Below are 14,881 nucleotides of genomic sequence, written 5' to 3'. Positions count from 1 at the left end.
CCCCTTACTTCGGGCGGCGGCCGTACTGGATGCTGTTGAGCAGAACGGCGAGCACGATGACCGCGCCGGTAAAGACGGTCTGCCAGTAGGATGACACGCCGATGATGACGAGGCCGTCCGACAGGAAGCCGATGACGAAGGCGCCGAGCATGGTGCCGCCGATCGTGCCGCGTCCGCCGGTCAGCGCCGCCCCGCCGATGACGACGGCGGCAATCGCCGTCAGCTCGTAGGTCGTGCCGGCCGTCGGGCCGGCGGAGGTCAGCTGCGACGAGAGGACGAGGCCGGCAATGGCCGCGCAGACGCCCGAAAGCACGTAGACGATGATCTTGACCCGCTTGACCGGCACGCCGGAAAGCTCGGCCGCACGCTCATTGCCGCCCGACGCATAGAGCCAGCGGCCGAAGGCCGAACGGCTGAGCATGACGAAGCAGAGGATGGCGAGCAGGGCGAGCACGAGAACGCCGATCGGCACGCCGAACAGCCGGTTGAAGCCCAGCCAGTCGAAGCCGGTATTGCCGAGCTCCGGCCGTCCGCCGAGATTGTTGAAAGTCAGGCCATTGGTCATCAGCAGCGCCACGCCGCGCGCGACATAGAGCACGCCGAGCGTCGCCACGAAGGCGGGAACGCGGAAATAGGCGATCAGCACACCATTGACCGCACCGACGAAGGCGCCGAGCGCGCAGGTGAGGATGACCACGACCCAAACCGGCGGGTAGAGCACCACGCCGAACTGGGTGAGTGTGACCCCTTGCATGAGGTAGCCGGCAACCACGCCCGACAGGCCGAGCGTCGAGCCGACGGACAGGTCGATACCGCCATTGAGGATGACGAGCAGCATGCCGATGGCGAGCAGCCCGAAGATCGCCACATGCGACGCCATGATCAGGAAGTTGGCGACCGAGAAATAATAGGGCGACAACAGCGAGAACACGACGATGATCGCGATCAATGCGAAGAAGGCGCGGCCCTCGAGCAGGAGCTGACCGATATTCATCGTCTTCTTCTGCGGGGTCGGGCGCGCGGATGAGTTGGTTGCCGACATGATCACTGCGTCCTCGTTTCGGGCTCGTGCCCATCTGATCCATGGCCGCCGGCCTTTTCGCCGGATGCCGCCATGATGCGTTCCTTGGTGACGTCGGAGCCGAATTCGGCGGAGATCCGGCCGCGGCGCATGACGACGATGCGGTGCGCGATGCTGAGGCACTCGCCCACTTCCGATGTGGAATAGATGACGGCGAGGCCCTGGCGAGCCCGCTCGGCGAGCAGCTTGAACACCTCGGACTTCGCGCCGATATCGATGCCCCGGCTGGGCTCGTCGAGCAGCATGACTTCAGGGTTGGTCGCCAGCATCTTGCCGATGACCACCTTCTGCTGGTTGCCGCCCGACAGCGAGCCGATCGGTGCCGCGCCGCCATTCGTCTTGATGTGAACCTTGGAGATCGCATCGGTGACGAGGCCGGCTTCGCGGCGCCGCGAGGTGAAGATGCCTTTGGTAAAGGCGCCGATGCTGGCGAGCGACAGGTTGCTGCCGACCGTCATCGTCTGCACCAGCCCGTCGCGCTGCCGGTCTTCCGGCACGAGGACGAGACCGTTGTCGATGCGCTGCGCGATGGAGAGCCTGGAGACGTCCTGCCCGTGCAGCATGACGCGGCCGGCAGACGGCTGCAGCCGGCCGGCGACGCATTCCAGAAGCTCGGTGCGCCCGGCCCCCATCAGCCCGTAGATGCAGACGACCTCGCCGGCGTGAACGTCGAGCGAGAGGTTGTCGACCACGGAATAGCCGGCACCCGACGCATCCGGCACCGACAGGTTCTCGATCGACAGGGCGACCGGGCCGAAGGCATAACCCGTCGGCGGCGCTCCTAGATCGAAATTCTCGCCGACCATGTTGCGCACGATCCATTCGAGATCGATATCGCCACGTGCCGCATAGGCCGTCATCGTGCCGTCGCGCAGCACCACGGCGTGGTGGGTGATCTGCAGCGCTTCCTCGAGATGGTGCGAGATATAGACGATCGAGACGCCGCGCGCCGTGAGGTCGCGGATGACCTTGAACAGTACCTCGACCTCGGAGGCGCTCAGCGCCGATGTCGGCTCGTCCATGATGAGGATGCGGGAGTTGACCGACAGCGCGCGGGCGATTTCCACGATCTGCTGCTGGCCGAGGCGAAGCGCCTCGACCGGCGTCAGCGGGTCGATCTCTTCTTCCAGTTCCTCCATCAGCAGCCGCGTCTGCCGTTCTTCCTCGGCATAGTTGACGCCGGTCGGCCCCATGATCTCGCGGCCCATGAAGATGTTGTCGCGAACGTTCATGTTCAGCGCCAGCGACAGTTCCTGGTGGATGATCGAGACGCCGCTGTCGCGGGCATGCGACGAGGAGGAGAATGTGACGGGCGCGCCATCCAGCAGGATCTCGCCGGAGGTCGGCTGCACCACGCCCGACAGGATCTTCATCAGCGTCGATTTGCCGGCCCCGTTCTCACCAAACAGCGTCGTAACTTGGCCGCGGCGAATCTCGAAATTCACGCCTTTCAGCGCATGGATGCTGCCATAGGACTTGGCGATATTGCGCGCTTCCATGACGACGGCGCCATGGTCGTCGGAAATCTTGCGATTTGCGTTGTCGGCGACGGCACTCATTTCACGGTCACCGACACGGGCGTCACCAGCCAGTTTTTGGGGTTGATCAGTTTGAAGACACCGGTGATCTCGACCGTCTTTCCGTCGAGCGCTGCCGGGTCGATGCTCGCGAGCGTCTCTTTCTTCATGGCGTTGTTCAGCGCCGAGCCGGCGTTCTGGTACTCGATCTGGTTGGTGAACTGGCCGAACTCGATCTCGCCGGTCGCGTCGCGCAGGTCCGTGCCATTAATGGCCGGGCCGGTCTGCACCCGCACCACGGTGCCCTCGGGCAGGCCCGGAACGGCGATGGTGTTGGTGCTCGACTTCCGCTCGCCGACCGTGCCGGTGAACTTGACCGGGATGACCGGGCCGGTGCTGGTGGCGACGCCGTATTTCGTGCCGGCCGCAGCCTTGTCGGCGGCGATCGCGCCCCCGAGTTCGGCCGCATCCACCGCGCGGCTGACCACGCTGTCGCGGACTTTAGGGAAATTCTCCGTCCCGAAGGCCTCGGGCGAGAACACATCGGCGCGCACGTCATGCTCAGAGCCGATCCGCACCACTCTCGTGTCATAGACCATCGCGCCGACGAGGATCATGGCAAGTGCTGCCGCGATCACGCGTCCGCGGGTCAGGAGAGGGGTATTCAGCGATTTCGTGTCGGCAACGGTGCTCATGACGAAAGCCTCAAATCTGGAACCGCCTCTCGAAAGAGGCGCAAGGGTCGAATGGACGCCGCAGACTTCCCGCGACGGACGGGTCGGGTGTCAGCTCTGGAGAAGGATGGAGGGGATACGCGTGCCCGATGGCAGCGCCTGCCGCGGGAGCAGGGCCGATCGGCGGAACGGGATTGCGGTGCTGGTCATGGCGTCTCCTCCTTCACGCATCCGCCGACGATCTCCTCCCGTCGGCCTTCATGCTCGGTGATAACATATGGTAGGTCTGTGTTATCAATGAGGCAAACAATGATAGAAAAATTTTGAGGTGTCAACGGCTACGGCTTTCGGAAGGGCACGTTCGTAAATGTGTAAGTCTCGGGTCGCGGACGCATGGCGTGCTCGGATGTCGGGGGAGGGCATGATTGTCAGAATCCAACATCAGGAGGGGTTATCGGCAGCGAATGCAGCGTCTAACCGGCGCAAACGAAGATTTATCATATTGAATATATTATAAAATAATTCGAGAATCAGTGATATCGAGATGATCGGCAACGCTTCCCGGAGCAGCGCTTGCAGGTGTCATCATAGGAGAGATGGTCGATGGAATCACAAAGGTGACCAGCTGGGATTGCCTCCGGGCAATCTTGACAAATTGCAATTTTTGTGAAAAAAAATACGAGTGCAGAAAGATATTTCGATGACAGTGTTATGTTTGTGAGATATCGATCGTTTCGGCTGGCCGAACGTTTCAGGGTTCTGCTTTCCCGGTTTGCCTCTCTGAAGGCGCCGGCGCCGGACACTCTTCGGAGGAGGAGTTTTGCGAGGATGGGAGGAGTTTCGATGACGCCATGGGCAGGAGCGCGGCCGCGACCCGTTTTAGCGCGCTGGAGCCGGCGTCATGCGTGACATCATCATCGGCATCGACGCGGGAACGTCGGTCATCAAGGCGGTGGCCTTCGATCTCGGCGGACGACAGCTTGCCTGCTCCTCGGTGCGCAATGTCTATGTCACCGGCGACGATGGCTCGGCCACCCAATCCCTGACGCAGACCTGGACGGATTGCGTCTCCGCGCTGAAGGGCCTTTCCGAAAAGATCGACGGCCTTGCGGCAAGAACCGCGGCCCTGGCCGTAACCGCGCAAGGGGACGGAACCTGGCTCGTCGGAGCGGACAACCGTCCTGTCGGCGACGCCTGGCTGTGGCTCGATGCCCGCGCCGCGCCGACCGTGCGCCGCATTGCCGGCCGCAGCGAGGACCGCGCCCGGTTCGAGGCGACGGGCACCGGGCTCAATACCTGCCAGCAGGGCGCGCAGATGGCGCATATGGACCGGCACCGCCCCGAGCTTCTGGACGGCGCCGATGTCGCCCTGCACTGCAAGGACTGGCTCTACCTGAACCTCACCGGCATCCGCGCCACGGACCCATCGGAGGCAAGCTTCACCTTCGGCAATTTCCGCACCCGACTCTACGACGACGTGGCCATCGACAGCCTCGGCCTTGCGCATCGCCGCAACCTCCTGCCGGAGATCATCGACGGCACTGAGGTCATGCATCCGCTTTCCACGGAGGCTGCCCGGGCGACCGGGCTGCTGGCGGGAACGCCGGTGTCGCTCGGCTATGTCGATATGGTCATGACCGCGCTCGGTGCAGGCGTGCGCACGCGCTCGACGAATGCCGCCTGCTCCACCGTCGGCTCCACCGGTGTCCATATGCGCGCCAAGCCCGTGGACGCGGTGCATCTGAACGCCGAGGGGACGGGCTATGTCATCGCGCTGCCCGTACCCGGCATCGTCACTCAGGTTCAGACGAACATGGGCGCGACGCTGAACATCGACTGGATCCTGCGCCTGGCCGCCGACCTGATGGCGGATGCGGGCCGGCAGGTCGCGTTTTCCGATCTGGTCGGGCGGATTGAGCACTGGCTGGAAACGACGCGGCCCGGCGCGCTGCTCTATCATCCCTATATTTCCGAAGCCGGCGAACGCGGGCCGTTCGTCAATGCCAATGCCCGCGCCGGCTTCATCGGCCTCTCCACCCGCCATGGCTTTCCCGACATGCTGCGGGCCGTGGTCGAGGGTCTGGGCATGGCGACGCGCGATTGCTACGCGGCGATGGGAGCCATGCCGGACGAGCTGCGCCTGACCGGTGGTGCTGCCCGCTCGCGCGCGCTGCGCGGCGTGCTTGCCGCCTCGGTCGATGCCCCGGTTCGCATCTCCGACCGCGAGGAGGCAGGGGCTGCCGGTGCCGCGATGATGGCGGCCGTGGCCCTCGGCGTCTACCCCACCATGGATGCCTGCATCGATGAATGGGTGAGCCCGCTTTTGGGGCAGGCCGAAGCGCCCGATCCCGATCTCGCCCGCCACTACGACCGGCTGTACCCGGCCTATGTCGAGGCCCGCCAGTCGCTTATGCCCGTTTGGGAAACGCTGGCCGACGAGCATGGGCATGCGAGCCCCGAGAAAGACGAGACGACGGCCGCTTTGGGCCTTGCCGACACGACGACGCGCGACGACGCATCCCACCTTTCAGGAGCCTGACATGACAGAAACAAAGACGGTCGATCTGTTCGTGATCGGCGGCGGCATCAACGGCGCCGGCATCGCGCGGGATGCCGCAGGCCGTGGCCTTTCGGTCATCCTCTGCGAAAAAGGCGATCTGGCCGAAGGCACCTCGTCGCGCTCCGGCAAGCTCGTCCATGGCGGCTTGCGCTACCTCGAATATTACGAGTTCCGCCTGGTGCGCGAGGCGCTGATCGAGCGTGAGGTTCTCTTGAATTCCGCAAGCCACATCATCTGGCCCATGCGCTTCGTGCTGCCCCACAGCCCGGACGACCGCCCCGCCTGGCTCGTCCGGCTCGGCCTCTTCCTCTACGACCACCTCGGCGGCCGCAAGCGTCTGCCCGGCACCCGCTCGCTCGATCTGCACCGCGATCCAGAGGGTGCGCCCATTCTCGACAAGTACACGAAGGGCTTCGAGTATTCCGACTGTTGGGTGGACGATGCCCGCCTCGTGGTGTTGAACGCGCTCGACGCCCGTGAGCGCGGCGCAACGGTGCTGACGCGCACCGCCTGTGTCAGCGCGCGCCGCGAAGACGGCGGCTGGCGGGTGGAGACGCGCAACGAGCGCACCGGCGAAATCACGTCGTTCCGCGCGAAGGTGCTCGTCAATGCGGGCGGCCCCTGGGTCAACGACATCGTCGGCCGGGTCGCCGGCTCTAACAGCAGCCGCAACGTGCGCCTCGTCAAGGGCAGCCACATCATCGTGCCGAAGTTCTGGGACGGCCAGCAGGCTTATCTGGTGCAGAACCACGACAAGCGGGTGATCTTCATCAACCCTTACGAGGGCGACAAGGCGCTGATCGGCACCACCGACATCCCCTATGAAGGCCGCCCGGAAGAGGTGCAGGCCGAGGAGAAGGAAATCGATTACCTGCTCGCCGCCGTGAACCGCTACTTCAAGGAAAAGCTGCGCCGCAGCGATGTGCTGCACAGCTTCTCCGGCGTCCGCCCGCTGTTCGACGACGGCAAGGGCAATCCGTCTGCCGTCACGCGCGACTACGTCTTCGACCTCGACGAGACAGGCGGCGCCCCGATGCTCAACATCTATGGCGGCAAGATCACGACGTTCCGCAAGCTGTCCGAGCACGCGATCCAAAAGATCGCCAGCTTCTTCCCGAACATGAAGGGTGACTGGACGCGCGGCGCAACGCTACCCGGCGGCGAGATCCCTAATGCCGACTACGTGCAGTTCGCAGAGCGCATGCGCAGCGACTATCCCTGGATGCCGCGCGCACTGGTCAATCACTATGGCCGCCTCTACGGCGCCCGCGTCAACCGCATCGTCAAGGGCGTGACCTCGCTCGACGGGCTCGGCCGGCACTTCGGCGGGCAGCTCTACGAGGCGGAGGTGCGTTATCTCGTGGCCAACGAATGGGCGGAGACGGCCGAGGACGTGCTCGTGCGCCGTACCAAGCAGAACCTGCACCTGACGGAGACCGAGCGGGCCGCGTTTGCGGACTGGTTCGGCGCGCATGTCACACGGGCCGCCTGAGGAAGCGATCATGAACCTGACCCTGTCGCTCAACACCAATCCGCTGGTCAACCGCTTCGCTGAGCCGGACGACCTGATCGATACCGTGGCGCACGAGTTGAAGATCCGCGATCTGCAGCTGACGCACGAGTTCATCAATCCGAGCTGGCCTGCGCCCGTTATCCGCCGCCTGACGCGGGATATGCAGGCGGCCCTTACGCGCACCGGCGTGCGCGTCACCTCCGGCATGACGGGCCCTTACGGCCGACTCAACCATTTCGGCCATCCCGACCGCGACGTCCGGCGCTATTATGTCGACTGGTTCAAGACCTTTGCGGATATCACCGCCGATCTCGGCGGCGTCTCCGTCGGCACCCAGTTCGCCATCTTCACCTATAAGGATTTCGACGATCCCGTCCGGCGCGAAGATCTCATCAAGATCGCCATCGACTGCTGGGCGGAGGTTGCCGAGCATGGCAAGGCGGCCGGTCTCGACTACATCTTCTGGGAGCCGATGAGCGTCGGGCGCGAGTTCGGCGAGACCATTGCCGAATGTATCCGCCTGCAGGACCGGCTGACGGCGGCCGACATGGCCATCCCTATGTGGATGATGGCCGATATCGACCATGGCGACGTGACCTCGCCCAATCCCGACGATGTCGATCCCTATGCCTGGGCGCGGGCGGTGCCGAAACTCTCGCCGATCATCCACATCAAACAGAGCCTGATGGACAAGGGCGGCCACCGCCCGTTCACTGCCGAATTCAACGCCCGCGGCCGGGTGCATCCCGAGCCGTTGTTGACGGCGCTCGCAGAGGGCGGTGCCGAGGACAACGAGATCTGCCTCGAGCTGTCCTTCAAGGAACGCGACCCGAACGACCGGCAGGTGATCGAACAGATCGCCGAGAGCGTCGCTTTCTGGGCGCCGCATATCGACACGGGCGCGGCCGACCTGAACATCTGACATGCTGCTGTCATCGTGGCGGCAGCGGAAAAAGAGGTGCCAGCCTACGGCGCGGGGTGTATGCCTGAAGGTCAGGGCGAAACGGATCGGTCTGTGGCAGGTTGGCCGCAGCGAGAGGCCAATATAGGACGCATGACAGGACGCATGGCAGGAACCCGACGCCCCATCGATCCCGAAGAGTCGCTTGCGACCCGCGCCGCCTGGCTGCATTACGTCGGCGGCATGACCCAGGCGGCCGTCGCCAAGATGCTCGGCCTGCCCTCCGTCAAGACCCACCGGATGATCGCCCGTGCCGTGGCGGACGGCATGGTCAAGGTGACCATCGACGGCGATATCGTCGAATGCGTCGATCTGGAGGCGCGCCTCGCCGAGCGCTACGGCCTCGAATATTGCGAAGTCGCGCCCGACATGCGCGAGGACGGCCTGCCGCTGCGCGCGCTCGCCTATGCGGGTGCCGCCTATCTCCGGCGGGAGATCGAGCGCGGTGAGCACCGCATGATCGGCCTCGGCCATGGCCGCACGCTGGCGGCCGCCGTGCGCCACATGCCGCGCCTCAGCGCAAGCACGGTTTCCTTTGTGTCCCTCTTGGGCGGCGTTACCCGCAACTACGCCATCAACCCGCATGACGTGATGCACCAGATCGCGGAGAAGACCGGGGCGACGGCCTATGTCATGCCGGTTCCCTTCTTTGCCAACACGGCGGAGGACCGCGAAGTTCTCCTTTCCCAACGTGGCGTCGGCGAGGTCTTCGCGCTTGCCGAAGGCGCCGACCTCAAATTCGTCGGTATTGGCACCGTGGAGCCCGCAGCCCAGCTCGTCGCCTCCGGCATGATCGAGCCGCGCGAGATCCGCGAGATCTCCGGCAACGGCGCCGTCGGCGAACTGCTCGGACATTTCTTCGATGCCCGCGGCCGCCTGCTCGAAACCATGCTGACCGCCCGCACGCTTTCGGTTTCGTTCCACTCCGCGAAGGCCGATCGCATCGTCGCCATCGCCGGCGGTCCGGGCAAGGTGGAGGCCATCCGCGCCGTGCTCACCAGCCGCCGCCTGTCCGGCCTCATCACCGACGAGCGCACCGCGCAGGCCCTGCTCGACGTGGAATGACCCTATCTGTTGTAACGTAAGGAAACGGTGGAAAAGCCGTGCATCATAAATGCGCGGACGACGCTTTCCATTCGACGTGACGAACACATGTATCAGTCACGCGGGGCCGCACGGCACGCCCGTGACGCTGCTGCGCGAGGGACCATGGTCAGACCGACGGTGAACAAGTTCCTGCTGCAGGCGCGCAACGAGGTGCGCCAGAGCGCGGGGATGATTATCGTCGCCATGCTTTTCGTCGCCTTCGCCTCCATCGGCGCCTCGGTCCTCCTGTCCCAGCGCGAGCGCGAGGCGCAGGAGGCGATCGCCCATACGATCGGCAACGAGCGGCGGATCTCGACCCTGCAATCGCTGCTGCAGGATGCCGAGATCGGCCAGCGCGGCTACCTCATCACGCAGGACCGGACCTATCTGGAGCCCTATGAAGCCTCGATCGAAGAGATCGGCCGCATGATGGAAGAGCTTGCCACAGGGCTTTCCGACAATGCGCGTCAGGATGCCAACGTCGCCGTCCTCCGCTCGCTGATCGTCCAAAAACTGTCGGAGCTGCGCCAGAGCATCGACCGCCAGCGCGAGGGCGATGCAGCAGGGGCGCTGGCCATCATGAGAACCGGCCAGGGCAAAATGCTGATGGACGGCGTGCGCAATGCGCTGAAGACCATGCGAGCGGAGGAGAGCAACCAGCGGATGGCGCGCGTGGCCGAAGCGCAGCAGGCCGGCGCGCGCATGGAGATGGTGGTCTTCGCCCTAGCGCTTCTGACGGCCGTCTTCGCGCTGGTGGCGGTCCGCGCCACCGCCCGCCGCGCCCGCTCCGCCGAGCTGACGCGCGACGAGCTGCTCTCGCGGCTCGACCGGCGGCTTCTTGCGATCATGGCGGCCGATGTCGTCGGTTATTCCCGGCTGATGGAGGGCGACGAAACCCGGACGCTGGCAAGCCTGAAGATCGTGCGCGACCGCATCGATCCGATCATCGAGCATCACAGTGGCTCGATCGTCAACACGGCGGGCGACAGCGTTCTCGCCGCCTTCGCCAGCGCACTCTCGGCCATCGACTGCGCGATCGAGATCCAGCAGGCGATGGCGCAGGCCAATGCACAGCTCGATGACGATGCGCGGCTGACGTTCCGGATCGGCATCAATGTCGGCGATGTCGTCGTGCAGGATGGCGATGTCTTCGGCGATACGGTGAATGTGGCGGCACGGCTTGAAGCGCTGGCCGAGCCTGGCGCGATCTGCATTTCCCGCGTGGTGCGCGACCATGTCCGCAAGCAGCGTCCCCTGACCTTCGACGACCTGGGATTCCAGCATGTGAAGAACATCGCCCAGCCGATCAGCGCCTTTCGCGTGCGGGCTCAGGCCGTGTAGAAGACCGGTCCAGACAACCCGCTTCCCCGCCGTCTCTCAAGCGTCAACACAGCCGGAAAACCCATGCCGACGTTCCTCTCCCCCGTCATGCTCACCTGGGGCATCTCAGCCCTTGCCGTCGCCGGCGTCATCACCCGGCCGTTCCGCCTGCCGGAGGCCGTATGGGCCGTAGCTGGTGCTGCGGTCATCGCGGCGCTCGGCCTCATGCCGCTGTCGGCCGTCTGGAACGGCATTGCCCGAGGCACCGACGTCTATCTGTTCCTGATCGGCATGATGCTGTTGTCGGAGCTTGCGCGCAAGGAAGGCCTGTTCGACTGGCTGGCCGCCATCGCGACGCGGCACGCCAAGGGATCGCCGAAACGGTTGTTCTTCCTGATCTATGCGGTCGGCGTGCTCGTCACCGTGTTCCTCTCCAACGATGCCACGGCCGTGGTGCTGACGCCGGCCGTCTATGCCGCCACGCGGGCGGCGAAGGTCGCAAATCCGCTGCCCTATCTCCTGATCTGCGCCTTCATCGCCAATGCCGCGAGCTTCGTGCTGCCGATCTCCAACCCGGCCAACCTCGTCATCTTCGGGGGCGGCGAGATGCCGCCGCTCGGTGAATGGCTGCGCACCTTCACGCTGCCGTCCATCGTGGCGATCGTCGTCACCTATGCAGCGCTCGCCTTCACCCAGCGCCGCGCCATCGCCTCGGAAACGGTCGCCGCCGACGTGCCGACGCCCACTTTGTCTCCCGCCGCCCGGGTCGCCGGCATCGGCCTTGCCTTGACGGCCATCGGCCTCGTCATCGTCTCCGTGCTCGATCTCGATCTCGGCCTTCCCACCTTGGTTGCCAGCATCGCCACGACGCTTCTGATCGTCATCGTCAACCGCGAACCGCCCATCAACGTCGTCAAGGGCATCTCCTGGAGTGTCCTGCCGCTGGTCGCCGGCCTCTTCGTCATCGTGGAAGCCTTGAGCGGCACCGGGCTCGTCGGCATGTTCAGTGATCTCCTCGCCCGCAACGCGGCGACCTCGCCCGCGTGGACGGCGGGCGTCGCCGGTATCGGTGTCGGCTTTGCGGCAAACCTTGTTAACAATCTCCCCGCCGGGCTCTTTGCCGGCAGCGCCGTTCAGGCTGCGGGTGCGCCAAGCCTCGTTGCTGCCGCCATCCTCATCGGCGTCGATCTCGGGCCCAATCTCTCCGTCACCGGCTCGCTCGCCACCATCCTCTGGCTCACCGCCCTGCGCCGCGAGGGCATCGAGGTCGGCACGTGGGCTTTCCTGAAGCTTGGGACGGTGGTGATGATCCCGGCGCTCCTCCTCTCCATCGCCACCCTGATCGGCGTATCCCTGTTGTGACGCGCGTGCGCTGCAGCAAAAACCCGGGACATCGGGGTGATCCCGTGCCATAAGGCGACCCGAAACGCAGCCGGGCCCGACCGATCATGATCCGCATCGAAAACATCTCCAAGCAGAACAGCCACCGCCTCCTCTTCATCGAGGCCTCGGCCGCCCTCAACAAGGGCGAGAAGATCGGTCTCGTCGGCCCGAACGGCGCGGGCAAGACCACCCTGTTCCGCATGATCACCGGCTCGGAACTGCCCGACGAGGGGCAGGTCGCGACCGAAAAGAACGTGACGATCGGCTATTTCAACCAGGATGTCGGCGAGATGTCCGGCCGCAGCGCCGTCGCCGAGGTCATGGAGGGCGCGGGGCCGGTGAGCATCGTGGCGGCCGAGCTGCGCGAGCTGGAAGCGGCCATGTCTGACCCGGATCGCATGGACGAGATGGACGCGATCATCGAGCGCTACGGCGAGGTGCAGGGCCGTTACGAGGAGCTCGACGGCTATGCGCTGGAAGGCCGGGCCCGCGAAGTGCTCGACGGCCTGTCCTTCAGCCAGGAGATGATGGATGGCGATGTCGGCAAGCTCTCGGGCGGCTGGAAGATGCGCGTGGCGCTCGCCCGCATTCTTCTGATGCGGCCCGACGTCATGCTGCTCGACGAACCGAGCAACCATCTGGATCTCGAAAGCCTGATCTGGCTCGAAAGCTTCCTGAAGACCTATGACGGCGCACTGCTGATGACGTCGCACGACCGTGAATTCATGAACCGCATCGTTACCAAGATCATCGAGATCGAAGGCGGTTCGCTCACCAGCTATTCCGGCGATTACGGCTTCTATGAGCAGCAGCGGGCGCTGAGCGAAAAGCACCAGCAGGCGCAGTTCGAGCGGCAGCAGGCGATGCTCGCCAAGGAAATCAAGTTCATCGAGCGCTTCAAGGCGCGTGCCTCGCATGCTTCGCAGGTGCAGAGCCGCGTCAAGAAGCTTGAGAAGATCGACCGCGTCGAGCCGCCCAAGCGCCGCCAGACGGTCGCCTTCGACTTCCTGCCGGCGCCGCGTTCCGGCGAAGACGTCGTCAACATCAAGCAGGTCCACAAGGCCTATGGCTCGAGGACGATCTATAACGGGCTCGACTTCATGGTTCGCCGCCGCGAGCGCTGGTGCATTATGGGCATCAACGGTGCCGGAAAATCGACGCTGCTGAAGCTCGTGACGGGAACGACGACACCCGACAAGGGCACTGTTACCGTCGGGGCCAGCGTTAAGGTCGGCTATTTCGCACAGCATGCGATGGATCTGCTCGACGGCGAGAGCACGGTTCTGCAGTGGCTGGAGGAGCAGTTCCCCAAGGCCGGGCAAGCGCCGCTCAGGGCCTTGTCGGGCTGCTTCGGCTTTTCCGGCGACGATGTCGACAAGCGCTGCCGGGTTCTCTCGGGCGGCGAGAAGGCGCGCCTCGTCATGGCGGCCATGCTGTTCGATCCGCCGAATTTCCTCGTGCTCGACGAGCCAACCAACCACCTCGACCTCGATACCAAGGAAATGCTGATCAAGGCGCTGTCGGCCTATGAGGGCACGATGCTGTTCGTCTCCCACGACCGTCATTTTCTCGCGGCGCTTTCCAACCGCGTGCTGGAGCTGACGCCGGACGGCATCCATCAGTATGGTGGCGGATATACCGAATATGTCGAGCGGACAGGGCAGGAGGCTCCCGGCATACACGTTTAGGCTGCGTTGAAACGAACCGGTCGCATTTTGCCCCGGGACCGCTCTGTTTTTCCTCCGATGTCGCCACATATGGCAGCTTATGCCGCGACGATCGCTGCCATCGCGTGGACGATAGGCTACCATCAGGGGAGAATTCACGTGCATCTCAAGTCTACACTCATCGCGGCTGCTGCCGCGGCCATGTCGTTTACCGCCGCAGCCCAGGCCCAGGTCGTCGTGTCCTCCAAGATCGATACCGAAGGCGGCGTGCTCGGCAACATCATCCTGTCGGTCCTGAATGCGAACGGCATCAAGACGACGGACCGCGTGCAGCTCGGCGCGACGCCGGTCGTGCGCAAGGCGATCACCGCAGGCGAGATCGACATCTATCCGGAATATACGGGCAACGCCGCATTCTTCTTCGAGAAGGCTGAAGACCCCGCCTGGAAGGATGCGGCCAAGGCTTATGAAGAAGCCAAGAAGCTCGACTACGATGCCAACAAGATCGTCTGGTTGACACCGTCGCCGGCCAACAACACCTGGGCCGTGGCGATCAGCAAGGATGTCGCCGACAGCGCCAAGGTCAAGACCTTCTCCGATTTCGGCAAATACGTCACGGATGGCGGCACGGTGAAGCTTGCGGCCTCCTCGGAGTTCGTGAATTCCGCAGCCGCCCTGCCGGCCTTCCAGACCACCTACGGCTTCACCCTGAAGCCCGAACAACTGATCACGCTTTCGGGCGGCGACACCGCAGCCACCATCGCAGCCGCCGCCAACCAGACGAACGGCGCCAATGCGGCCATGGTATACGGTACCGACGGCGGCATCGCACCGTCCGGACTCGTGGTGCTGGAAGACGACAAGGGCGTCCAGCCGGTCTACCAGCCTGCTCCGATCATCCGCGAAGCCGTGCTGAAGGAAAACCCTCAGATCGAGACGCTTCTGAAACCCGTCTTCGAGAAGCTCGATCTCGTGACCCTGCAGGACCTGAACGGTCGCGTGCAGGTGGGCGGCGAGCCGGCCAAGGCCGTGGCCGAAGACTTCCTGAAGAAGAACGGCTTTTTGAAGTAAGCGAATGGGCCGGGAGGCGTTGGTCTCCCGGCCCTCTTTCTCTCTGAA

General features: G+C 64.5%; 11 protein-coding genes. 8 read left to right on the top strand and 3 right to left on the bottom strand.

Annotated elements, in window-relative coordinates; all coding sequences use genetic code 11:
• Positions 1-4 precede the first annotated feature (4 nt).
• The 3 genes from C8J33_RS11265 to C8J33_RS11255 are packed head-to-tail and all read right to left on the bottom strand — an operon-like array spanning position 5 to position 3,293.
• Positions 5-1,042 carry an ABC transporter permease gene (locus tag C8J33_RS11265; protein WP_110733138.1) on the bottom strand — a complete coding sequence of 346 codons (1,038 nt, stop codon included), beginning with the start codon at positions 1,040-1,042 and terminating at the stop codon, positions 5-7.
• A 2-nt stretch (positions 1,043-1,044) separates the two neighbouring features.
• The gene (locus C8J33_RS11260) at positions 1,045-2,640 is read right to left on the bottom strand and encodes a sugar ABC transporter ATP-binding protein (RefSeq protein WP_132664247.1); all 1,596 of its coding nucleotides are present in this window, start codon (positions 2,638-2,640) and stop codon (positions 1,045-1,047) included.
• Positions 2,637-3,293: a DUF2291 family protein gene (locus C8J33_RS11255; protein ID WP_132664246.1), complete on the bottom strand. Its 657-nt coding sequence runs from the start codon at positions 3,291-3,293 to the stop codon at positions 2,637-2,639. The genes C8J33_RS11260 and C8J33_RS11255 overlap by 4 nt, the downstream gene beginning before the upstream one ends.
• A gap of 880 nt (positions 3,294-4,173) precedes the next feature.
• Here C8J33_RS11255 and C8J33_RS11250 point away from each other — a divergent pair.
• The 8 genes from C8J33_RS11250 (at position 4,174) to osmF (ending at position 14,833) form a co-directional block, all read left to right on the top strand.
• Positions 4,174-5,811 carry an FGGY-family carbohydrate kinase gene (locus C8J33_RS11250; RefSeq protein WP_132664245.1) on the top strand — a complete coding sequence of 546 codons (1,638 nt, stop codon included), beginning with the start codon at positions 4,174-4,176 and terminating at the stop codon, positions 5,809-5,811.
• 1 nt (position 5,812) lies between these two features.
• Complete coding sequence (locus tag C8J33_RS11245; RefSeq protein ID WP_132664244.1) at positions 5,813-7,324, top strand: glycerol-3-phosphate dehydrogenase; 1,512 nt, start codon at positions 5,813-5,815, stop codon at positions 7,322-7,324.
• Positions 7,325-7,334: 10 nt separating this feature from the next.
• Positions 7,335-8,267: a sugar phosphate isomerase/epimerase family protein gene (locus tag C8J33_RS11240; RefSeq protein WP_132664243.1), complete on the top strand. Its 933-nt coding sequence runs from the start codon at positions 7,335-7,337 to the stop codon at positions 8,265-8,267.
• Positions 8,268-8,411: 144 nt separating this feature from the next.
• Complete coding sequence (locus tag C8J33_RS11235) at positions 8,412-9,371, top strand: sugar-binding transcriptional regulator (protein WP_132664242.1); 960 nt, start codon at positions 8,412-8,414, stop codon at positions 9,369-9,371.
• Between the two features lie 144 nt (positions 9,372-9,515).
• Entirely contained in the window at positions 9,516-10,733 is a 1,218-nt protein-coding gene (locus C8J33_RS11230; RefSeq protein WP_132664241.1) for a CHASE3 domain-containing protein, read from the top strand.
• 63 nt (positions 10,734-10,796) lie between these two features.
• Positions 10,797-12,074 (top strand): arsenic transporter, encoded by a 1,278-nt coding sequence (locus C8J33_RS11225; RefSeq protein WP_132664240.1) that lies wholly within the window; start codon positions 10,797-10,799, stop codon positions 12,072-12,074.
• An 86-nt stretch (positions 12,075-12,160) separates the two neighbouring features.
• Positions 12,161-13,783, top strand: coding sequence for a ribosomal protection-like ABC-F family protein (gene abc-f, locus C8J33_RS11220; RefSeq protein ID WP_132664239.1), 1,623 nt, complete (start codon positions 12,161-12,163; stop codon positions 13,781-13,783).
• A gap of 180 nt (positions 13,784-13,963) precedes the next feature.
• Positions 13,964-14,833, top strand: coding sequence for a glycine betaine ABC transporter substrate-binding protein OsmF (gene osmF / locus C8J33_RS11215; RefSeq protein WP_132664539.1), 870 nt, complete (start codon positions 13,964-13,966; stop codon positions 14,831-14,833).
• The last annotated feature ends 48 nt before the right edge of the window (positions 14,834-14,881 follow it).

Source organism: Rhizobium sp. PP-CC-3G-465, from assembly GCF_004343445.1.
Lineage (GTDB): Bacteria > Pseudomonadota > Alphaproteobacteria > Rhizobiales > Rhizobiaceae > Ferranicluibacter > Ferranicluibacter rubi.
The sequence above is the reverse complement of the archived record's forward strand: the minus strand, read 5'-3'. Positions and strand labels throughout refer to the sequence as shown.

Excerpts from the sequence above, each read along its gene's own strand:
- C8J33_RS11260 (WP_132664247.1), bottom strand. The coding sequence starts at position 2,640 with ATGAGTGCCGTCGCCGACAACGCAAATCGCAAGATTTCCGACGACCAT.
- C8J33_RS11265 (WP_110733138.1), bottom strand. The coding sequence starts at position 1,042 with ATGTCGGCAACCAACTCATCCGCGCGCCCGACCCCGCAGAAGAAGACG.
- C8J33_RS11240 (WP_132664243.1), top strand. The coding sequence starts at position 7,335 with ATGAACCTGACCCTGTCGCTCAACACCAATCCGCTGGTCAACCGCTTC.
- C8J33_RS11250 (WP_132664245.1), top strand. The coding sequence starts at position 4,174 with ATGCGTGACATCATCATCGGCATCGACGCGGGAACGTCGGTCATCAAG.
- C8J33_RS11255 (WP_132664246.1), bottom strand. The coding sequence starts at position 3,293 with ATGAGCACCGTTGCCGACACGAAATCGCTGAATACCCCTCTCCTGACC.
- C8J33_RS11225 (WP_132664240.1), top strand. The coding sequence starts at position 10,797 with ATGCCGACGTTCCTCTCCCCCGTCATGCTCACCTGGGGCATCTCAGCC.
- osmF (WP_132664539.1), top strand. The coding sequence starts at position 13,964 with ATGTCGTTTACCGCCGCAGCCCAGGCCCAGGTCGTCGTGTCCTCCAAG.
- C8J33_RS11230 (WP_132664241.1), top strand. The coding sequence starts at position 9,516 with ATGGTCAGACCGACGGTGAACAAGTTCCTGCTGCAGGCGCGCAACGAG.
- C8J33_RS11245 (WP_132664244.1), top strand. The coding sequence starts at position 5,813 with ATGACAGAAACAAAGACGGTCGATCTGTTCGTGATCGGCGGCGGCATC.
- C8J33_RS11235 (WP_132664242.1), top strand. The coding sequence starts at position 8,412 with ATGGCAGGAACCCGACGCCCCATCGATCCCGAAGAGTCGCTTGCGACC.
- abc-f (WP_132664239.1), top strand. The coding sequence starts at position 12,161 with ATGATCCGCATCGAAAACATCTCCAAGCAGAACAGCCACCGCCTCCTC.